Source organism: Anoxybacillus sp. FSL W8-0104 (genome assembly GCF_038004465.1).
Taxonomy (GTDB): domain Bacteria; phylum Bacillota; class Bacilli; order Bacillales; family Anoxybacillaceae; genus Anoxybacillus; species Anoxybacillus flavithermus_G.
Map to the genome: position 1 here is coordinate 785,440 of NZ_JBBOQU010000001.1, position 20,727 is coordinate 806,166.

The 20,727-nt window shown below is 43.3% G+C and carries 17 protein-coding genes and 1 pseudogene; 12 read left to right on the plus strand and 6 right to left on the minus strand.

Annotated elements, in window-relative coordinates:
• Positions 1-17 precede the first annotated feature (17 nt).
• On the minus strand, positions 18-821 hold the full coding sequence (locus NST18_RS04305; RefSeq protein WP_004891383.1) for a Cof-type HAD-IIB family hydrolase: 804 nt from the start codon (positions 819-821) through the stop codon (positions 18-20).
• Between the two features lie 195 nt (positions 822-1,016).
• Here NST18_RS04305 and glcT point away from each other — a divergent pair, with 195 nt between their 5' ends.
• The 4 genes from glcT (at position 1,017) to ptsP (ending at position 6,175) form a co-directional block, all read left to right on the plus strand.
• Positions 1,017-1,862 carry a glucose PTS transporter transcription antiterminator GlcT gene (glcT, locus tag NST18_RS04310; protein WP_004891380.1) on the plus strand — a complete coding sequence of 282 codons (846 nt, stop codon included), beginning with the start codon at positions 1,017-1,019 and terminating at the stop codon, positions 1,860-1,862.
• A gap of 229 nt (positions 1,863-2,091) precedes the next feature.
• Positions 2,092-4,104: a glucose-specific PTS transporter subunit IIBC gene (gene ptsG, locus NST18_RS04315; RefSeq protein ID WP_004891378.1), complete on the plus strand. Its 2,013-nt coding sequence runs from the start codon at positions 2,092-2,094 to the stop codon at positions 4,102-4,104.
• A gap of 83 nt (positions 4,105-4,187) precedes the next feature.
• Positions 4,188-4,460, plus strand: coding sequence for a phosphocarrier protein HPr (locus NST18_RS04320; protein ID WP_004891375.1), 273 nt, complete (start codon positions 4,188-4,190; stop codon positions 4,458-4,460).
• Positions 4,460-6,175: a phosphoenolpyruvate--protein phosphotransferase gene (gene ptsP, locus NST18_RS04325; RefSeq protein WP_064214033.1), complete on the plus strand. Its 1,716-nt coding sequence runs from the start codon at positions 4,460-4,462 to the stop codon at positions 6,173-6,175. Before NST18_RS04320 ends, ptsP begins: the two co-directional genes overlap by 1 nt.
• A gap of 124 nt (positions 6,176-6,299) precedes the next feature.
• Here the strand turns inward: ptsP and NST18_RS04330 are convergent, their stop codons facing one another.
• Positions 6,300-7,517 (minus strand): RNA-guided endonuclease InsQ/TnpB family protein, encoded by a 1,218-nt coding sequence (locus NST18_RS04330; RefSeq protein ID WP_004891372.1) that lies wholly within the window; start codon positions 7,515-7,517, stop codon positions 6,300-6,302.
• A gap of 407 nt (positions 7,518-7,924) precedes the next feature.
• On the opposite strand from NST18_RS04330, the gene NST18_RS04335 reads away from it, so the two are divergent.
• Both NST18_RS04335 and NST18_RS04340 read left to right on the plus strand, forming a co-directional pair.
• Positions 7,925-8,692, plus strand: a complete 768-nt coding sequence (locus NST18_RS04335; RefSeq protein WP_064214032.1) for an SDR family oxidoreductase — start codon at positions 7,925-7,927, stop codon at positions 8,690-8,692.
• Between the two features lie 15 nt (positions 8,693-8,707).
• Positions 8,708-9,574, plus strand: coding sequence for an NAD(P)-dependent oxidoreductase (locus tag NST18_RS04340; protein WP_004891367.1), 867 nt, complete (start codon positions 8,708-8,710; stop codon positions 9,572-9,574).
• A gap of 11 nt (positions 9,575-9,585) precedes the next feature.
• Here the strand turns inward: NST18_RS04340 and NST18_RS04345 are convergent, their stop codons facing one another.
• The 4 genes from NST18_RS04345 to NST18_RS04360 all read right to left on the minus strand — a co-directional run bounded on the left by NST18_RS04345 (position 9,586) and on the right by NST18_RS04360 (position 12,129).
• Positions 9,586-10,737: an aminotransferase A gene (locus tag NST18_RS04345; protein ID WP_004891365.1), complete on the minus strand. Its 1,152-nt coding sequence runs from the start codon at positions 10,735-10,737 to the stop codon at positions 9,586-9,588.
• A 112-nt stretch (positions 10,738-10,849) separates the two neighbouring features.
• A complete protein-coding gene (locus NST18_RS04350; RefSeq protein WP_004891362.1) occupies positions 10,850-11,083 on the minus strand; it encodes an IDEAL domain-containing protein in 234 nt (77 codons plus the stop codon).
• Positions 11,084-11,247: 164 nt separating this feature from the next.
• Positions 11,248-11,397, minus strand: coding sequence for a hypothetical protein (locus NST18_RS04355; RefSeq protein ID WP_164875838.1), 150 nt, complete (start codon positions 11,395-11,397; stop codon positions 11,248-11,250).
• 153 nt (positions 11,398-11,550) lie between these two features.
• The gene (locus NST18_RS04360) at positions 11,551-12,129 is read right to left on the minus strand and encodes a TetR/AcrR family transcriptional regulator (RefSeq protein WP_004891359.1); all 579 of its coding nucleotides are present in this window, start codon (positions 12,127-12,129) and stop codon (positions 11,551-11,553) included.
• 159 nt (positions 12,130-12,288) lie between these two features.
• Between NST18_RS04360 and NST18_RS04365 the strand changes: the two genes are divergently transcribed.
• From NST18_RS04365 to NST18_RS04390, 6 genes and pseudogenes are all read left to right on the plus strand, one after another.
• Positions 12,289-12,447, plus strand: coding sequence for a hypothetical protein (locus NST18_RS04365; protein WP_155116432.1), 159 nt, complete (start codon positions 12,289-12,291; stop codon positions 12,445-12,447).
• Positions 12,448-12,514: 67 nt separating this feature from the next.
• Positions 12,515-13,420, plus strand: coding sequence for a chemotaxis protein (locus NST18_RS04370; protein ID WP_340721254.1), 906 nt, complete (start codon positions 12,515-12,517; stop codon positions 13,418-13,420).
• 17 nt (positions 13,421-13,437) lie between these two features.
• On the plus strand, positions 13,438-15,048 hold the full coding sequence (locus NST18_RS04375) for a diguanylate cyclase (RefSeq protein ID WP_088223388.1): 1,611 nt from the start codon (positions 13,438-13,440) through the stop codon (positions 15,046-15,048).
• 2 nt (positions 15,049-15,050) lie between these two features.
• Positions 15,051-16,091, plus strand: coding sequence for a HEAT repeat domain-containing protein (locus tag NST18_RS04380; protein WP_340721256.1), 1,041 nt, complete (start codon positions 15,051-15,053; stop codon positions 16,089-16,091).
• Positions 16,084-17,469, plus strand: coding sequence for a glycosyltransferase family 2 protein (locus NST18_RS04385; protein ID WP_004891347.1), 1,386 nt, complete (start codon positions 16,084-16,086; stop codon positions 17,467-17,469). The genes NST18_RS04380 and NST18_RS04385 overlap by 8 nt, the downstream gene beginning before the upstream one ends.
• Positions 17,466-20,649: pseudogene (locus tag NST18_RS04390) on the plus strand (hypothetical protein). Before NST18_RS04385 ends, NST18_RS04390 begins: the two are co-directional and overlap by 4 nt.
• The last annotated feature ends 78 nt before the right edge of the window (positions 20,650-20,727 follow it).

Sequence of the window (20,727 nt, forward strand, 5' to 3'; positions counted from 1 at the left end):
GAGCAAAAAGATGCCTCTTACATTTGAGGCATCTTTTTGTTTATCGTTAGCACCGTTTCAATCGCTTCATGAACAGAGGAAACGATGTAACGAGCTTCTTTTTTTACTTGTTCGGGCGCATGCGACATAACGAAACTATGTGGAGTGAGGCGAAACATCGGGATATCGTTAAATGAATCGCCAAAACAAGCGACGTCTTCCGGTTGAATGTTGAGATGATTCATAAGCAACCGAAGCGCCTCGCCTTTACTAATTTGTTTTGGCATAATATCTAAACAGCGCGGTTCAGAAATGAACGTATCGACATATCGATCCCATTGTTTATGAACGAACGACTGAAAACGATTGATGACGTCTTCTTCAGCAATAACGGTAATTTTTGATGGAGAAAGATCATGGCCGATCGCATCGAGCATCTGTTTCTTTTCAACAATATCGAAAAATAGTCGCGATCGCATATGCTCCATTTGTTCCGTTTTTGTTTCGACAAAGCTCGTTTGTTCGTTACATACGAGCACGATCGCTTCAAGTGTGCGCGCTTGTTCGTAAATGGAACGGGCAAGCGCTGGGTCAAATGTACGCTGATGAAGAAGATGATGGTCGCTTGTGTATACGAATGCCCCGTTTTGGCTAATGCGATGAGCGTCATGACCGATTTCTTTCAACACTTCTAAAATTTCATTGTCCATTCGTCCAGAAGCGACAGCAAAGTCGATACCGTTTGTAATCGCGCGCACGACTGCTTCACGATCTTCTTCTTTTACACGACGGTCATAACCGAGCAGCGTACCGTCTAAATCAGTAACAATGAGTCGAATCATGCTTGGCAAGCTCCTTCCATTTTTATGATGAACAAAAGTTTAATCGAATACATGCATTTGTGCAACTGAAACACCTTTTTGTCAAAAAACATCCATAGCTGTCTTGACAAAAAACATCGCATTTCCATTGACGTAGCTTTGTTCGTTTCGTAACATTGAAAGTAATGTAAACGTTTTTAAAGGGGCGAACTAGACGTGGAACAATCGTTTCGCATTGAAAAAGTGTTAAACAACAACGTGCTCATTGCCTCCCATCCGACGTATGATGAAGTCGTATTAATCGGAAAAGGAATTGGATTTGGCAAGAAAAAAGGGGACGTCATTGAACAAAAAGGTGTAGAAAAATGGTTCATTTTAAAAAATGAGCGTGAACAAGAACAATATAAAAAATTGCTGCCACACGTTGATGAAGAATTTATCGGCTTAATGAACGATATCATTCGCCACATTCAAAAGCGGACGAACAGCTCGTTAAACGAACATATTCACGTGGCGTTAACAGATCATATTTTGTTCGCAATCAAGCGATTAGAACAAGGGATGGACATTAAAAATCCATTTTTAGTTGAAACGAAAAGTTTATATCCGCTTGAATACGGCGTAGCAACAGAAGTCGTTAACATGTTGAATGAACGGTTACACATCGAGCTTCCGGAAGGGGAAATCGGCTTTATTGCTTTACACATTCATAGTGCGTTAACAAATCACCAACTGTCCGAAGTGAACCAACATTCACAGCTCATTTCCCGCCTCGTGTCCGTTGTTGAAGAACAGCTCGACATTCGCATTGATCGTGAAAGCATTCATTATTTACGATTTGTCCGCCATTTGCGCTATGCGATTGAGCGCGTGAAAAAAGGCGAAAAAATTGAAGAGCCAAAAAAATTGTCGAATATATTGAAAGAGACGTACCCGCTATGTTATAATTTGTCGTGGAAGCTCATAAAAATTATGCAGCAAACGTTGCAGCTTCCGGTAGATGAAGCCGAAGCCGTATATTTAACGTTGCACTTGCAGCGGTTAACTGGAAAAAGTGAATAACGACGCACTTATCTTTACGTGTTACTGATTCGATCAGGCATGAGTAAAGGAGGCGGAAAAGAGGTGGATCATTGTACCCTTTTTCTGTCGTTCTTTGCCCATGCCTTTTTGTTTTCCATCGTTTGCAAATGCTTACATTTGTTAGACGTCTAATGTGTTGTTTCATCTACTTTTGATGCATGAAAATGGCGTTTGTTGCGAACGTTAACATGATGAAGGAGGGTTTTATATGAAAAAAGCGTTTGGTACGTTACAAAAAGTCGGTAAAGCGCTTATGCTTCCCGTTGCGATTTTACCGGCAGCAGGTATTTTGCTTGCGTTTGGTAACGCATTGCAAAACCCAGCATTAATTGAAAAAATTCCGGCGTTAGAAACAGGCTGGGTTGAAATGGTTGCAAAAGTGATGGAGCAATCTGGTGGTATTGTGTTTGCCAACTTGCCTCTTTTATTTGCGGTAGGGGTAGCCGTCGGATTAGCTGGCGGTGAAGGAGTTGCTGGTTTAGCAGCGATTATCGGTTACTTAGTTATGAATGTAACAATGAGCGTCATTTTAGGTGTAACGTCCGATCAAATCGACACAGACCCATCGTTTGCAAACGTATTAGGTATTCCGACGTTGCAAACAGGGGTATTCGGCGGGATTATCGTCGGTATTTTAGCCGCGTACATGTACAACAAATACTTTAACATCGAATTGCCATCTTATTTAGGTTTCTTTGCAGGAAAGCGTTTTGTTCCGATTGTGACAGCTGCATCGGCATTAATTCTCGGTATTGTGATGACATGGTTATGGCCACCTGTCCAACACGGCTTAAACACCTTTTCACACAACATGATCGATGCAAACCGTACATTAGCGGCATTCGTTTTCGGTGTCATCGAGCGTGCATTAATTCCGTTCGGTTTACACCACATTTTCTACTCACCGTTCTGGTTTGAGTTCGGTCAATACGTGAACAAAGCAGGCGAGCTTGTGCGCGGTGACCAACGTATTTTCATGGAACAAATTAAAGACGGTGCTGAATTAACAGCTGGGACATTTATGACAGGAAAATTCCCGTTCATGATGTTCGGTTTACCAGCGGCAGCGCTAGCGATTTATCATGAAGCGCGTCCAGAAAACAAAAAAGTCGTTGCCGGCATCATGGGATCTGCAGCGTTAACATCGTTTTTGACTGGGATTACCGAACCGATCGAATTTTCGTTCTTGTTTGTCGCTCCGGTGCTGTTTGCCATTCACTGCGTTTTTGCTGGCTTGTCGTTCATGCTCATGCACATCTTAAACGTCAAAATCGGTATGACGTTCTCTGGCGGTGTCATCGACTTCTTATTATTCGGTGTGTTGCCAGGACGTACAGCATGGTGGCTTGTCATTCCGGTCGGTTTAGTGTTTGCGGTCATTTACTACTTCGGCTTCCGCTTTGCGATTCGTAAATGGGATTTAGCAACACCAGGTCGTGAAAAAGAAACGACAGACACAACAGCGACAGCGGATGCAGGCGAACTCCCGCACGAAATTTTAGCAGCGCTTGGCGGAAAAGAAAATATCGCGCATTTAGATGCGTGCATCACACGTTTACGCGTTTCAGTAAACGATGTTCAACACGTCGATAAAGATCGTCTAAAAGCGCTCGGAGCAGCTGGCGTATTAGAAGTTGGAAACAACATTCAAGCCATTTTCGGACCGAAATCAGACATTTTAAAAACACAAATTAAAGACATTATGGAAGGTCGCGTACCGACAAAAGCAGTAGAAAAAGCAAAACCAGTAGTACAAGCGACAGGAGAAACAGAACAAGTCGCATCGCCATTAACAGGAAAAGTCGTTCCGCTTTCTGAAGTGCCAGATCAAGTATTTTCAACAAAAATGATGGGTGACGGTTTTGCGGTTGAGCCAACAGAAGGGACAGTCGTATCGCCAGTAGACGGCACGATCATCAACGTCTTCCCAACAAAACATGCGATCGGCATTCAATCAAAAACAGGTCGTGAAGTGCTCATCCACTTTGGCATTGACACAGTAAAATTAAACGGCCAAGGATTTGAAGCGCTTGTTTCTGAAGGAACAGAAGTGAAAAAAGGACAACCGATTTTAAAAGTCGACCTTGCATATGTGAAACAACATGCGCCTTCTATTGTTACACCGATTATTTTCACAAACTTGCAAGCAGGAGAAACGGTAAATATCGCGAAACAAGGAACAGTAACAAAAGGCGAAGACGTTGTCGTCGTTCAAAAATAATTTACTTGCAAAATGCGTCATTTTTCGGTAAAAAAACATAGAGGGTTTTCGCCCTCTATGTTTTCAAAATATAAAGTGAGGAGATGAGCAAAATGGAAAAAACGTTTAAAGTAACTGCAGAATCTGGTATTCATGCCCGTCCAGCAACGATGTTAGTGCAAGCAGCGAGCAAATTCGATAGCGACATTCAATTAGAGTACAACGGCAAAAAAGTCAACTTAAAATCGATTATGGGTGTCATGTCTTTAGGTATTCCACAAGGTGCGCAAATTACAATTTCAGCTGAAGGTAGCGATGCAGCAGACGCAATTAACACATTAACAGAAACGCTAGCAAAAGAAGGATTAGCGGAGTAATGAAACGATTACAAGGGATTGCTGCATCGAATGGCATTGCCATTGCGAAGGCGTACCGTTTAGAACATCCCGATTTAACAGTTGAAAAACAAACGATTGAAAACCCAGCTGAACAAGTAAGCCGCTTCCAACAAGCGCTCGCCAAAGCGAAAGAAGAACTTGAAGTCATTCAAGCGCATGCGTTAAAAGAACTTGGCGAAGATAAAGCGGCCATTTTCTCCGCCCATTTGCTCGTGCTAAGCGATCCAGAGCTCGTGCAAGCGGTCGAACAAAAAATTGAACAAGAACGTGTGAATGCAGAATTTGCACTTCATGATGTCACATCAATGTTCATCGCGATGTTTGAAGCGATGGATAACGAATATATGAAAGAGCGTGCAGCGGACATTCGCGACGTCACAAAACGCGTCCTCGCCCATTTACTAGGCGTTACGATTTCAAACCCAAGCATGATTACAGAAGAAGTCATCATTGTAGCTGAAGATTTAACGCCGTCTGACACAGCGCAATTAAATCGAAAATATGTGAAAGGTTTTACAACAGACATTGGCGGTCGCACATCCCACTCTGCCATTATGGCACGCTCGATGGAAATTCCAGCTGTCGTCGGAACGAAAGAAGCGACAGCAACGATTCAAAACGGCGACATCGTCATTATTGACGGGCTCGACGGGGAAGTGATCGTTAACCCAACCGAAGAAACGATCGCGGAGTACGAACAAAAACGTGCCGCATTCGCTGCCCAAAAAGCAGAATGGGCAAAGCTCGTTCATGAACAAACGACGACGAAAGACGGTCATCACGTTGAGCTTGCGGCAAACATCGGAACACCAAACGATGTCGAAGGTGTACTTGCAAACGGTGCAGAAGGTATCGGCTTATACCGTACCGAATTTTTATACATGGGACGCAACGAATTGCCGACAGAAGAAGAACAGTTTGAAGCATATAAAACGGTGCTAGAAAAAATGGAAGGAAAACCGGTCGTCGTTCGCACGCTAGACATTGGCGGCGACAAAGAATTGCCGTATTTAGACCTTCCAAAAGAAATGAACCCGTTTTTAGGTTTCCGTGCCGTTCGTCTTTGTTTAGATATGCAAGAGATGTTCCGTACGCAACTTCGTGCGTTGTTGCGCGCAAGCGTATATGGCAATTTAAAAATTATGTTCCCGATGATCGCGACGTTAGACGAGTTCCGTCAAGCGAAAGCTGTTCTTTTAGAAGAAAAAGAAAAGCTTGTCGCTGAAGGTGTTGAGGTATCCGATCATATCGAAGTCGGCATGATGGTTGAAATTCCAGCAGCTGCTGTATTGGCGGATCAATTTGCAAAAGAAGTAGACTTCTTTAGCATCGGAACGAACGACTTAATCCAATATACGATGGCGGCTGACCGCATGAACGAGCGTGTATCGTATTTGTATCAACCGTACAACCCTGCCATTTTGCGCCTTATTTATAACGTCATTGAAGCGGCGCATAAAGAAGGCAAATGGGTTGGCATGTGCGGGGAAATGGCTGGCGAAGAGCTAGCTGTGCCAATTTTATTAGCGTTCGGCTTAGACGAATTTAGCATGAGCGCGACATCGATTTTACGCGTTCGCTCGCAATTAAAGAAACTGTCCAAACAAGAAGCGGAGCGAGTGAAAGATCACATTTTATCGCTTGCCACAACAGAAGAAGTCGTTCGTTTTGTCAAAGAAACGTTCCAACAATAAGAACCGGGCGCCCCGGTTCTTTTTTATGGCAAAAATCAGTACAAAACGGTCAGGTTATCAATTTTATTAAAATCATAGAATAATGATAAAGATTTTAATAAAATTGTTTATCCGTCCACGTCGTTTAAGCGACATGTACTCGGATTGGGTGTAACCCCACACCCGCTATCCCATTGGCGAACGCCTTTGGGAATACTTTTCTCATGATGTTATATGCCCCGTTGACATCTGCGTTAATCAGTATTCCATTTTCAGATTGAAACAGTCCTCGCTTGATGCGCGTTCCTTTGTATTGCTTTTGCTTTTTGATTTCTTCCATGTCTAAAAAACTGCATTTCGATGTATAGCTTTCTTCTGTCACGATGACACGAATCCCATGCTGTGCTGCTTTGTACTGCAACTGATGAAGAAACGTTTGATACGGGATGTGAACGAACGCTTGATTTGTGCGCTTTCCGAGATGGACTTCACGCTTCCAATCTTTATTCATCCCCACCACAATCGTATCGCAGTCTAAAGACAGCGCATGTTTGATGACAAAGGCACTCGCTTGGTGCATAAAGTTTTCCACGATGCGGTTTCGTTTTTCTGTCATTTTGCTCATTCGTTTTGTCCAATCGAGTCCATTCATCTGTTTCGCTACTTTGCGGTAGTGGCTCATTTGTTTGTTATAGTATTGATTGGCGGATTTTAGACCTTTACCATTGATGACAATCGGTTGTTTGCCCACATTGTTCACAATGGTTGCGAAGTTATCTAATCCCAAATCAATACTGATATATCTGTTGTTATCTTGTTTTTGTGTTGGAATAGGGATTTTGTAAACGACTTCGACGATGATATGGCGGTGTTTCGGAACGAATCGGACTTGTTGTAGCTTCCCTTTCATGTTTGTCTTTAACCGAAACCCTTGAAAACAGGCAGGAAACGTGATTTGTTCATCGACGACTTTGCATGATTGATTCGTTAGCACAAGTACATATCGTCCGTCTTTTTTGAGATATTTGGGCGGTTTCGGTCTGCCTGTATATTTGTCTTTGTTTTTTGCCCAATCTTTCATCGACTTAAAAAATGATTGCCAATTTTGATGCAACATTCTTAACGTTTGTTGAGCACATTGAGCCATTGGCATCGCTCGATAGTCTGTATCCATCCCTTCTGTTTTCAGCAGCTTGTCTAGCTTGTTGTAAGAAAGATACGTGCCGTGTTGGAAAAACGTTTGCCTCACTTGATAGTTGGCGAAGTTGTACAAATTTTTTGACCGAAAACAATACTCATCGATCATCGGATAATACGGATGAGTGGCGAAAATCATATGCCTTTCCACTCGATTCGCCATCATGATCGTTGTTCACCTCGCTTTCTCTTTTACTATACATGTTCATAAGAGAACCATGCAATAAGATGTAAAGATAATCACGAAAGAAGTGGGATCTCAAATATATTTTATCAAAATTTTTAATATATTTTTACGATTGGATGAAAAAACAGAACCATATCGTAAATCTTTTATAACAAAAAAGCGATTCCTCCCCCACCTACTCCCTTTGGTCGTTGAAGTGGGGGTCTCCTCGCCAAAGACGATGAAACTGCGACTTTATTAATTTTTCGACAACAATCGACATAGCTGAAGGGGGACCGCTTTGTTTCGGTCATTAACGATGAAATTAACTAGTTTAAAAAGCAAAACGAACAGGGAGGAATCGCGGCATCGTTAGCGAATGTACATATCGAAGGGAGGCGGATGAAATGAAAACAGCGATTGTTGCTGCATCAAGCCAAGGTCTTGGGAAAGCGATTGCGACAAAACTTGTTTCGCAAGGTGTAAACGTCATGCTTGCTAGCCGTGACGAACGAAAGCTACACGATGTTACCGAACAGCTCAATGCGCTCGGAAAAGGGAAAGCGGCATACGTCGTAACGGACGTGACGAACAACGCGATGATTGAACAACTCGTGGAAAAAACGGTGGAGACATTTGGTGACATTCATGTATTAGTCAATAACGCTGGCGGCCCCCCGACGGGAACGCTCGCGACGTTAACAGATGACGATTGGCAACAGGCGTTTGAGTTAAATTTATTGAGCTATGTGCGAATGATTCGCGCGGCATTACCACATTTGAAAAAAACGAAAGGGAAAATCGTCAACATTGCCTCATCGTCCATTAAAGAGCCGATTCCGGGGTTGCTTTTATCGAATACGTTTCGGCTTGGCATTGTCGGCTTAACGAAAACGCTCGCGCAAGAGCTTGCCCCATACGGTATTCTAATTAATACTGTTGCACCGGGGCGCATTGCGACGGAACGCGTCGCTTATTTAGATGAACAAAATGCAAAAAAACTCGGCATTCGCAAAGAAGAAATGGAAGCGCGCATGAAAGCGACCATTCCGCTCGGTCGTTACGGCACGCCAGAAGAATTTGCGAACGTCGTCGCCTTTTTATTGTCCGATGAGAATACGTATATGACCGGTCAATCGCTTTTAGTCGATGGCGGCATGGTCAAAGCAATTTAGAATGGGGAGAGAACGATGCAAACGATCGGATTTATCGGACTTGGTGTGATGGGGAAAAGCATGGCAAGAAACTTGCTTCGGGCAGGCTATTCGCTCGTCGTATATACACGTACAAAAGAAAAAGCAGAAGATTTACTAGCAGAAGGTGCCGTGTGGAAAGAAACGGTAAAAGACGTTGCTGAAGCGGCGGATGTCGTTATGACGATGGTTGGTGAGCCGCAAGATGTGGAACACGTATACTTTGGCGATGACGGCATTTTAAAACATGCGAAGCGCGGAGCGTACGTCATTGATTTTACGACGTCAAAACCTTCGCTTGCGATTCGCATTTACGAAGCGGCAAAAGAAAAAGGCATATATGCGCTCGATGCGCCTGTGTCAGGCGGCGATATCGGCGCGCGCAATGGCACGCTATCAATTATGGTCGGTGGGGATATGGAAGCTTTTTCTGCGTGTATGCCGTTATTTTCGCACGTAGGAAAAAATATCGTTTGGCAAGGGAAAGCAGGGGCAGGGCAACATACGAAAATGTGCAATCAAATTGCGATTGCGACAAATATGATTGGTGTATGTGAAGCGCTTGTTTATGCCGAAAAAGCAGGGTTAGACCCAGAACGCGTCTTACAAAGCATTTCACAAGGAGCGGCATCTAGCTGGTCGCTTTCTTATCTTGCGCCGCGCATGCTTGCTGGCGATTTCGCCCCGGGCTTTTACGTGAAACATTTTATTAAAGATATGGGCATCGCACTTGCTGAAGCGGAAACGCTCGGTTTATCACTGCCGGGCTTAAAACTCGCGAAGCAATTGTATGAATCGCTTGCGGAGCGCGGGGAAGAACAAAGCGGTACACAAGCGTTATATAAATGGTATAAAGAATGGTGAAAAAGGTGCTGTTAACGAGCACCTTTTTTTATGTACGATTCCATGCGATCCAACCCTTTTTCTAGCTCTTCCATTGAACAAGCGTATGAGATGCGAACGTATCCTTCGCCATATGTCGAAAACGCACTTCCAGGCACGACCGCGACTTTCGCTTCTTTCGCTAGCTGTAATGCAAAGTCAAAAGATGATTGATGAAACTGTGCAATGGAAGGAAAAATGTAAAATGCTCCGTTCGGTTTTTGGACGTCAAAGTCCATGGCACGAAGGCGATCATATACATATGTCATTCGTTCCGCGTATTGCTTTTTCATATCGTTCGCATCGTTTATTCCGACCGTTAACGCTTCTAACGCTGCTTTTTGCGCAATGGATGTGGCGCATGACACGTTATATTGGTGCACTTTCAACATATGTTCCACGATCCATTGTCGCGCAAATAAAAACCCGATGCGAAACCCGGTCATCGCATGCGATTTACTAACGCCGTTAATGACGATCGTTTGATCAGGAAGCCATGTCGCAATCGACTCGTGTTTCCCTGTAAACACAAGTTCGCTATAAATTTCATCGGAAATGACCCAAATCGGTTTGCCTTTTACAAGTGCAGCGATTTGTTTCAGTTCATCGCTCGTTAACGTCATTCCTGTCGGATTGGACGGATACGGCAATACGATGCACCGCGTCCGCTCGGTGATAAGCGGTTCGATGTGCTCGGCTAACAGTTTAAAGCCTGTTTTTCTCGTATCGACATGTACAGGTGTTGCCCCACATAAACGAATAATCGGTTCATATCCTGGATACACAGGGGCAGGGAGAATGACTTCTGCGCCTTCCGTTAAAATGGTACGAAACGCAATATCGAGCGCTTGGCTTGCGCCGACGGTGACGATCACTTCATCGGTCGTATAGCGCAGTCCATATTTCGTTTCCACAAAGCGACAAGCAGCTTCACGCAACGGTAAATATCCGGCGTTATGCGTGTAAGATGTAAAGTGTTCATCGAGCGCGCGCTTCGTCGCTTCTTTAATATGATCAGGGGTCGGAAAGTCGGGCTGACCGATCGTTAATGAAATCATATCTTTCTCGTTCGCAACGAGATTAAAAAATTGCCGAATGCCAGATAGTTGAATATGGCGTACACGTTCATTCATCGGAAGCGTCATGATCGTTCACCTCTTCGTTTTTTTCTTTATTAAACAATAAAAGGTGAACGTTTCGCAATGTGTTTTGCTGAAAACGTTCACCTTATGTGCTGTTCTGTCGTTTCACAGTCGATCATGCCAAACTCTCTAAGTGACGATAGCGTTGAAGAAGCTCATTGTATTGGGCTGAGAGGGTAAGAAACAACGCTTCATCCCGCTGCTCAAGCGACTGATCGATGTCGCGCATCAACCGATCTCTTTCAAATCGAAACAACGCCTGTTCGATTACAAACTGTGCCGCTTGTTTGTAATCTGTGAGATCATACGGTTGAGATATGAGTGCCATGTCATTGTATTTTTCATACATGTTTCATTCCCCCTTAGCGAGAAGAATAATCTCCTCCCTTTTCTACATTATAAAGAGTTTTTTGTAAAATGTAAATAAAATTCCGAAAAATAAAAGAAAAAAAATAAAAGCTGACGAATGCCAGCTTTTTAAACGATAGGCAGGCGCTTTTCGCTTTTCTTATATTAATAACCGTAGTCCCAGTCGATTTCTTCACCGTGCCAAAGAACTGCTTCTGTTTCTTCGTCTACCACTTCTTCAAGTTGTTCTTTTTCTACATCTTCTAAAATCGTGACCGTATGATTTTCTTCAAAAAGAATGGCTAACCCTTTCATGTTGACACCTTCTCTTTTCGTGTTTTTTTTCACAATCATTGTAACGCGCCATATTTGTCCACGTCTATCATGTTCATAAAGCTGTCAATATGTTTATTTTTTCTGAAAATAAAAACGAGTGTAGTCGTCCTTCTTCTTATGTTACGAAGGGGATTAGTCCCCTTCTTTTTCTATGTAATGGACAAACATGTTCCACGCATTCGTCATAAACGTAGCGAGCGGATCGGTCACATATGAAAACATCCATAAATGTAGCGCACCGACGTACAATTGCATCGCGATATGCGCAAGCGTCGAAGCGGATTGTTTCGTCCGCACATGCCCGCACCGTTTTCCTTCCTCGAATAAGCGCGTCAATACGTCATGCAATGGAGCGAGCCAACCCGCCTCTTTCGTTTTTCGGGTATGAATGTGGAGCACCGCTTTCGCTACTTCCCGTCCGAGCTGTTCGTGCATCGTCGCTAACTCATCAAATATGGAATCGATTTTTTTGTGCCAATCGTTGTTGCTGTTCATCGTTTTTTGACATATGCTCTCTATACGTGAAAAAAATACGCTTTGTAACACTTCTTCTTTCGTCCGAAAATAATTAAAAAATGTTCCTTTTGCTACCCCGGCTTCATTTGTAATTTGCAAGATGGTCGTCTGTTCATATCCTTGTTTTTGAAAAAGATGAAGTGCTGTTTGTTGCAACAATATTCTCGTTTGCTTTTTTTGTCTCTCTCTTTTCATGGAAAATCCCCCACTGTCTCTATATATTTTTATTATAGTGGTTTTTGCCTAGGAATAAAGTAATATTTATATAGGTTCACAATTTTATTTATATATGTATCATTCACATACACTTTCACATACATTATGGAAGGAAGTATAAAAAAGGAGGAATGATGCATGTGGGGCGTTGATTCAGCGGCGAAAGCACCAACATTTCGCCCGAACGTCCCGAACTGCCGTGCAAACGTCTGGATATGGCAATACGGGCGCGATGCCGACCTTTGCCCGATCGACACGAACGTCGCGAATCGAAAAGTAAGCGAGTACTTATATTAAATTTTGTTCGTGCACACAAGAAATATGATAAAATGGCAATAAATGATGTTGTAACGGAGGCTGTTTCATGGAAAATAAACATGGAATTTTGTTAGAAAGTGGAACGAATGAACTAGAAATTGTCGAATTTTTAGTCGGTGACAATCGTTTTGCGATTAACGTTATTAAAGTAAAAGAAATTATTCAGCCGATCGCACCGACAAAAGTGCCGCATGCGCACCCGTACATTGAAGGCATTATCGAATTGCGCGGCGAGGTGCTTCCGCTCATCGATTTAGCGAAAGCGCTCGGATTCGGACCATCGCAAAACCCAGCGCAAGATAAATATATTGTTGCGGAGTTTAATCAACAAAAAGTTGTGTTTCACGCCCATAACGTTACACAAATTCATCGCATATCATGGAAACAAATCGAAAAGCCATCGCAAATGTATCAAGGATTAGAAAGCCAAATTATCGGTGTAGTGAAATTAAACGGAAATATGATTTTACTGCTCGACTTTGAAAAAATCTTTGTCGACATTAATCCGCAATCAGGCATTCACGTCGACCGCGTGAAAAAACTAGGTCAACGCGACCGCTCGAATAAAAAGTTAATCGTCGCTGAAGATTCTCCGCTTTTGCGCAAACTGCTTCACGATACGCTTGCTGAAGCGGGCTATGTGTACGTTGAGTTTTTTGAAAATGGGGAAGATGCGCTTCACTATTTACAATCGATCGTTGAAAAAGGAAAGCCAGTTGAAAGCGAAGTGCAGCTCGTTATTACCGATATTGAAATGCCACAAATGGACGGTCATCATTTAACGAAACGCATTCGCGAACATGACAAACTAAAACATTTACCTGTCGTCATTTTCTCTTCGCTCATTACAGATGACCTTCGTCATAAAGGAGAGCGTGTCGGTGCGACAGCGCAAGTGAGTAAACCAGAAATTGCTGAACTCGTTCAAGTGATCGATCAATACATTTTATAAAACAGTAGGGGATTGTTATGGATCGTTACGACAAATATCGACAACATTTTTTGAAAAATATTCGCAAACGGTTAGAAGAATGGGAAACGGTTGAAGAAATCGCCCATCAAGACGTCTATCGTCTTCTCCATTCCATTGCCGGTACAGCGGCGATGATCGGCATGGACGATATCGGCAACTATGCTCGGAAGCTGATGGAACAATGGGGTGAAGATGAACAAAAAAAATGGGGGGCAAAAGAAGTGAAAGAGCGGCTCGCTCCGCTTTTTCAACTTTGTTACGAACATCAAATTGGAGACGTGGCATCAAATGAGCAAGGGGCGAAAGAAGGAGGCGAACCGACCGTTTTACTCATTGATGATGACCCGTCGTTTTTAATGTACGTCAAAGAACAGCTCGAACAAATCGGATGGTATGTCGCCGCCATCGCTGATCCGATCAAAGCGGTCGCTTCTTTTTATGACGTCCGCCCGGATTGCGTCGTCATCGACATTCATATGCAAACGAAAACCGGCTTTGAAGTATTAACGTTTTTAAAAGAAAAACTAAAACAACAATTCGTGCCGATGATTGTGGTGAGCATTGACGACCGAAAAGAGATGCGCATGAAAAGTTACGAAATGGGCGCGGACGATTTTATTCCAAAGCCGTTTGCGATCGACGAATTTATCGTGCGCATTCGCCGCCAGCTCGAACGGAAAAAGCTCATTGATGAACTGCTTTTATTAGATGAATTGACGCACGTCTATAATCGAAAATATTTAAAACAAGCGTATGAACAGTTAAAAAGCGACTGGCATCGTACGCATGAACCGTTTTGTTTAGCGGTACTCGATCTTGATCATTTTAAACGAGTAAACGACCAATACGGCCATTTAATTGGCGATGTTGTCTTAAAACAATTTGCCCAATTTGTAAAAACGAACGTTCGCGCGCGTGACATTGTCATTCGTTTCGGCGGGGAAGAATTTGTCGTGTTATTGCCGGCGACCGAAGCAAGCGAAGCGTTTCTCGTGTTTGAACGACTGCGCGAACAGTTTGAACGCATTCCGTTTCAAAGCGGTGAAACGACGTTTTCGTGTACGTTTTCGACCGGCATTGCTGAAGTGAACGACCCGTCTAAACCGATTGGATATTGGATTGAATTAGCAGATTCCGCATTATATAAAGCGAAAAACACAGGAAGAAACTGCGTCGTACTTGCGAAACAACAAGAAACATCGCTTCGTCGGACGGTGAAAGTAGCGATTGTCGATGATGATGCGATTGTGCGTGCTATTGTAACAGATGTCGTACAAAAAATGTTCGCTAAAGAACGAGTGGCGCTCGAGTTGCGTACGTTTAAAGATGGAGAGGAATTTATATCATCCGATTGGCATGAAGGAAAAGAGCCGTGTCTCGTCATTTTAGATGGCGTCATGCCGAAAATGGATGGGCTAGAAGTGCTCCAACAATTGCGCAACAAAAAAGATGCATCGCGCTACAAAATTATTATGTTAACCGCGCGAAAAAGCGAAAACGATATTGCCCGCGCCCTTGAGCTTGGCGCAGACGACTATATGACGAAACCGTTTAAATTGCTTGAGCTTGAAGCAAAAATACGTCATATGTTAAAAAGGATGAATTAACGATGTCGAATCCACTTATGTTATTTAGTTTGATCGTCGTGACATTATGGATCATTTTGCTAGCGATCTTCCTTTATTTAATTGTGCAAAAAAGAAAAGACTTGCGTTGGAAAAAAGAAGTAGAGACGTACAAACGATTGTACGAACCAATATTACTTCGTTATGTAGCGTACGGAGATGAACAAGTGCCCGCTCCATCTTCGTCTGCGCAATATGTCGCGATGATCGAATTGCTCGACCATTTTATCCGCGTGCTCGCCAACGGAGATGTGAGGGCGCGCGTGACATCGTTAGCTGAAACGTATTTTGCTGACTATTTGCATAAGCAATTGTATCATCGCCGACTCGGCAGACGAATGAACGCCCTCTTTTACATTGAAGATTTTGAGCTTCGCTCCTTTTTGCCCGAATTAGAAAACATGTATGAACAAAAACGTGTGACGACGATGGAAAAGCGCCAACTATTAAAAATGTTTGCGCTTTTTCAACATCCGCACGTATACGAATATATGAAACAAACAGACGATTCATTTACACAGTTTGACTACCGTCTTATTTTATCGCGCATGGATGACGAGACGTTTGCGAAAATGGTCGATCATTTTTTTGATTGGAACGAAAAAATACAATACGCCATCATTGATATGATCGGCATTATGCAAAAATTGGCGCACATTCCGTTTTTACTTACATTGCTCCGACATAAACAAAGTGAATATCGCGTTCGTGCATTAAAAGCGTTAGCACAAATGGCATATCCACTCGACGTTGAACAATTGCACGTTCATTTCCAATCTTCCGTTTGGCAAGAGCGTTTAATGGCATTACGACTGTGCTCACGTACGCGCCGGCAAGAAATGGTCGATCATATTGTCTTGTTAATGAAAGATGCTGTATTTTCCGTTCGGTCGCAAGCAGCGGAAGCTTTGTTGCGCATGCCGAACGGACTGGACATACTCGAACACATTGCGCAAACATCAGACGACCGCTACGCGCGCGATATGGCGCTCGAATGGTTAGAAAGGGGTCGGGAACATGATTGAAATGGCAGCGATGTTCGTCTTTTATTTTATGGTGGCGGTCATTTTGTTTTATACGTTTTTACTCGTTGTTTCGTTCGTTCAATTGCGACGCATGTACGAATTGGACGAATGGGAACCGTATGAAGAAATGCTCGATGTCAGTTATACGAAACCGGTTTCTATTTTAGTGCCTGCTTACAACGAGGAAGCTGGTATTCTTGCGACGGTGCGCTCCCTTTTAAGCATCGAATATCCGGAGTATGAAATTGTTGTCATTAACGACGGATCAACAGACGATACGCTTGAGCGATTGAAGCGAGATTTTGACCTTGTTGAAATGAAGCGCGTCATTCGCCAACAGCTGCCAACGGCACGTGTCCGCGCAGTATATCGCTCGCGAAAGTTTTCCCATTTATTCGTCATCGATAAAGAAAATGGTGGGAAGGCGGATGCGTTAAACGCGGGCATTAATTTTTCATCTTATCGATACGTTTGCTCCATTGATGGCGATTCTGTCATTGAGCGGCGCGCCTTTTTAAAAGTGATGAAGCCGATCATCGACTCAGATGAAGAAGTGATCGCATCAGGCGGAAGTGTGCGTATCGCCAACGGCTGCGACATTGAAAAAGGAGAAATCGTGCGCATCGGGCTATCCCGTCAGCCGCTCGTCGTCATGCAAGTCATTGAATATTTGCGCGCGTTTTTAGTGGGGCGCATTGGACTAAGCCGCCACAATTTACTGCTTATCGTTTCAGGCGCATTTGGCGTGTTTTCGAAACAATGGGTCATTCGCGCGGGCGGGTATGCGCATACAGTCGGGGAAGATATGGAGCTTGTCATCCGTCTTCATCGACTAGTGAAAGAAACGAACGCGAATAAAAAAATTGTGTACGTTCCTGATTCGGTTTGTTGGACGGAAGCGCCAGAGTCGATGACAGATTTACGCAAACAGCGCCGCCGCTGGCATCGCGGGCTACTTGAAAGCCTTTGGCTTCATCGCCGCATATGGTTTAACCCGCGCTACGGTTCGATCGGGCTCATTTCGATGCCATATTTTTTACTTATTGAATTTTTTGGACCTGTCGTCGAACTGTTTGTCTATATCCTCATCTTTCTCTCTCTCATCTTAGGAGACATATATGTTGAATTTGCGATTTTACTATTCCTCGTTTTCGTTTTGTACGGCTCGATTTTTTCAATGGCTGCTGTATTGTTAGAAGAATGGACAATGCGAAAAATTTCAAACGTATCCGACGTCGTGCGCCTCTTTTTTTACTCTTTTACAGAGACGTTATGGTATCATCCGTTGACAGTATTATGGCGCTGTGAAGGCATTGTCGATGCGCTCTTAAAAAGAAAAGGTTGGGGAGAAATGAAAAGAAAAGGTGTGTCGAAATGATGAAACGACAACGATGGCTCATTGTATACGTACTGTTTATGTTTTTCGCTATTTCTTCACCGTATTGGCTATGGAAGCTGAATCCAGAAACAACGTTAAACGTGCTTATTATTAATAAAACCGTCCCCGATGAGACGTATCGCGAACATGCAGGGCTCGTTTGGCTATTAAATCAACAAAAATATGTAAAACCAAACGGAACGCGCTATAAATTATCGAAAGATTACGTCGGTTTTATGCCGAATGGGAAAAAAGAACGACCGTGGCCGACATCGTTACAACCGTACGATGTCATTTATGTGGCGGATACGTATGGTGTATATGAAAATGATTTCACTGCGGAAAAAAAAAGGGAAACGCTCGAAAAAAGTGTATGGCGGTTTGACAGAGCAAGAAGTGAATCGCTTGCACGATGCGATGTTTGCAGGAAACAAAACGCTTATTGCGGAGTTTAACTCGTTTGCGAGCTCAACGGATCGAGCTGTTCGTGAAAAATTTTATGCGTTATTAAACGTTGAATGGACGGGTTGGATTGGCCGTTATTTTCCGAAGCTTGAAGATGACGAAGTGCCTGTATGGGTGAAAGAAAACTACGAAAAACAATATAACAAACGATATACATTCACCGGACCGGGCTATGTGCTTGTCGATGAATATGACCGGCTTATCATTTTGCATAAAAAAGAAATCGGCAAACAAGGCGTGCTTTTTACTCCGACAAAAAAAGGGGAAAAAGAGCTTGGCGTGAGCGGTTCGATTCCGTATTCGTATTGGTTTGATATTGTCAAACCGTTACACGACGAAGAAGTGTTAGCGACGTATACGCTCTCATTATCAAAAAGCGGAAAAGAGAAGTTGCAAGCGATCGGTTTGCCGACGACGTTTCCAGCGATCGTTTATCATCGCAACAATCGGTACGATGCGTACTATTTTTGCGGCGATTACGCTGATTACGGAGATGTCCCGAGCATTTACCGAACGGCCGGTATCGACATATGGCGGAAATGGACGACGCGCCACGATCCGAACAGCACCGCATCGTTTTATTGGAAAGCGTACGTTCCAATGATGAAAACGATTTTAAAACAAGCGTCTAACGATGACAAGCAATGGAGCGAGCGTGCGATCGCCAAAACAGACGACGGCATTCAACTCGCTGGTCGCGTTGGTGAACAATATATACAAATTTACAAAAATGGCAAATGGGAAAATATGTTGTTGAAAGGGGTCAACATGGGCATCGCAAAGCCGGGGCATTTCCCGGGAGAAACAGCGATTACGAAAGAACAATATTTTCGCTGGTTTAAACAAATTGGGGCGATGCATGCGAATGCCTTACGGGTGTATACGATTCATCCACCTGCGTTTTATGAGGCTTTTTACGAGTATAATCAAATCGCAAAACAGCCTTTATATTTATTTCACGGTGTTTGGGTGAATGAAGAAACGTTTTTACGTACAAACGATGCATTTGCAAAAGAAAATACAGATGAGTTTGTCGCAGAAATAAAGCGGACGATTGACATTGTGCATGGACGGGCAACGATTTCACCTCGTCCCGGTCATGCGAGCGGTGTGTATAAACACGACATTTCACGATATGTACTCGGTTGGATTTTTGGCGTCGAGTGGGAGCCGACCGTCGTCCATGCGACAAATACGAAACATGCGGGCTTGTCAGATTATCAAGGGGCGTATGTGTATACAAAAGGTGCTTCCCCATTTGAAATTTGGCTCGCGCGCATGATGGACGAAGCGATCGCCTATGAAACGAAAACGTACAACTGGCAACGGCCAGTCAGCTTTACAAACTGGTTGACGACCGATTTGTTAACACATCCGAGCGAACCGTTAGAAAAAGAAGATTTCGTATCGGTCAATCCGAACGTCATATATGCGACAAAAGCGATGCATAGCGGCTTGTTTGCTTCGTATCACATTTATCCGTATTATCCAGACTTTTTAAACTATGAGCCGAAATACGTCAATTATATCGACCATCGCGGTGAGAAAAACAACTATGCAGGTTATTTGCACGATATGAAGCAAGTGCATCGTATGCCAATCGTCGTCGCCGAATTTGGCGTCCCTTCATCGCGCGGCATGACGCACCGTAACGTATACGGGATGAATCAAGGGTTTCATTCCGAGCAAGAGCAAGGTGTTATCAACAAAAAACTATTTGAAGATATCGTCCACGAGAAGATGGCGGGCGGATTTATTTTCACATGGCAAGATGAATGGTTTAAACGAACGTGGAACACGATGGACTACGACAATCCAGATCGTCGACCGTTTTGGTCAAACGCGCAAACGAACGAACAGCAATTCGGTCTATTAAGTTTTGACCCTGCGCCAGACGAAACGAAAATGATGAAAGTCGATGGGAGAAAAGAAGACTGGGCATTGCAAAAAATCGCTCCAGCGTTCCAACAAAACGGTCGTGCGCTATATATGACAAGCGACGAACGATACGTATACATTCGTTACGATACAACGGTAAAACAAAACAAAGACGTATATATATTATTTGACACGATCAACAATCAAGGACAATCGACTATTCCCGATGTGCCGAACGTACGAACGGAAGGCGTTGACTTCGTCCTCCATTTACGCGGTGAAAAAGAAGGGCGATTATTGGTTGATAGCTACTACGATTCGTTTTATTATCATTACGGACATATGTTGCAAATGATTGATCGCCTGCCGTATGCGCACAAAAAAAATAACGGCATGTATCATCCGATTCGCCTTACGCTCAATAAAAAGTTACCAATTAAGGGAAAAACGTATCCGTTCGATTTTTATGAAACAGGTATCATGACGTTCGGTACAGCTAATCCGAATGACGAAGCATACAATTCATTGACGGACGTCAGTGTCAGCCAACAAAAAGACGGATATGAAATTCGCATCCCTTGGGCGCTTCTTAACGTAAAAGACCCGAGCATGCATGAAGTGATGGGAGATATGTGGCAAGGTGGACTGACAAGCAGCAAAACGATTGACGGCATTCGCATCGGCGTATATGAAAAAAATTTTTCATATCCGGCCCATTTAGATCCAAACCATTTTTATCTCTATACATGGGATGGTTGGGAAGAACCGACATATCACGAACGGTTGAAACGTTCATATGACATTGTAAAACAAACATATAAAGGGGAGACGAAGTAATGGCGAAAATTTTACTTTCGAAAAAGTTTAGCAAGACAATTTATTCCGTTGCCAGAGGAGGAAGCCAATTAAGGTTTC

What these genes read in the sequence shown, in the direction of transcription:
- NST18_RS04330 (WP_004891372.1), bottom strand. Translation starts at nt 7,517, where the DNA reads ATGATGGCGAATCGAGTGGAAAGGCATATGATTTTCGCCACTCATCCG.
- NST18_RS04360 (WP_004891359.1), bottom strand. Translation starts at nt 12,129, where the DNA reads ATGAAAAGAGAGAGACAAAAAAAGCAAACGAGAATATTGTTGCAACAA.
- NST18_RS04370 (WP_340721254.1), top strand. Translation starts at nt 12,515, where the DNA reads ATGGAAAATAAACATGGAATTTTGTTAGAAAGTGGAACGAATGAACTA.
- NST18_RS04365 (WP_155116432.1), top strand. Translation starts at nt 12,289, where the DNA reads ATGTGGGGCGTTGATTCAGCGGCGAAAGCACCAACATTTCGCCCGAAC.
- NST18_RS04355 (WP_164875838.1), bottom strand. Translation starts at nt 11,397, where the DNA reads ATGAAAGGGTTAGCCATTCTTTTTGAAGAAAATCATACGGTCACGATT.
- NST18_RS04335 (WP_064214032.1), top strand. Translation starts at nt 7,925, where the DNA reads ATGAAAACAGCGATTGTTGCTGCATCAAGCCAAGGTCTTGGGAAAGCG.
- NST18_RS04375 (WP_088223388.1), top strand. Translation starts at nt 13,438, where the DNA reads ATGGATCGTTACGACAAATATCGACAACATTTTTTGAAAAATATTCGC.
- NST18_RS04380 (WP_340721256.1), top strand. Translation starts at nt 15,051, where the DNA reads ATGTCGAATCCACTTATGTTATTTAGTTTGATCGTCGTGACATTATGG.
- NST18_RS04340 (WP_004891367.1), top strand. Translation starts at nt 8,708, where the DNA reads ATGCAAACGATCGGATTTATCGGACTTGGTGTGATGGGGAAAAGCATG.
- NST18_RS04345 (WP_004891365.1), bottom strand. Translation starts at nt 10,737, where the DNA reads ATGACGCTTCCGATGAATGAACGTGTACGCCATATTCAACTATCTGGC.
- NST18_RS04350 (WP_004891362.1), bottom strand. Translation starts at nt 11,083, where the DNA reads ATGTATGAAAAATACAATGACATGGCACTCATATCTCAACCGTATGAT.
- ptsP (WP_064214033.1), top strand. Translation starts at nt 4,460, where the DNA reads ATGAAACGATTACAAGGGATTGCTGCATCGAATGGCATTGCCATTGCG.
- NST18_RS04305 (WP_004891383.1), bottom strand. Translation starts at nt 821, where the DNA reads ATGATTCGACTCATTGTTACTGATTTAGACGGTACGCTGCTCGGTTAT.
- NST18_RS04320 (WP_004891375.1), top strand. Translation starts at nt 4,188, where the DNA reads ATGAGCAAAATGGAAAAAACGTTTAAAGTAACTGCAGAATCTGGTATT.
- NST18_RS04385 (WP_004891347.1), top strand. Translation starts at nt 16,084, where the DNA reads ATGATTGAAATGGCAGCGATGTTCGTCTTTTATTTTATGGTGGCGGTC.
- ptsG (WP_004891378.1), top strand. Translation starts at nt 2,092, where the DNA reads ATGAAAAAAGCGTTTGGTACGTTACAAAAAGTCGGTAAAGCGCTTATG.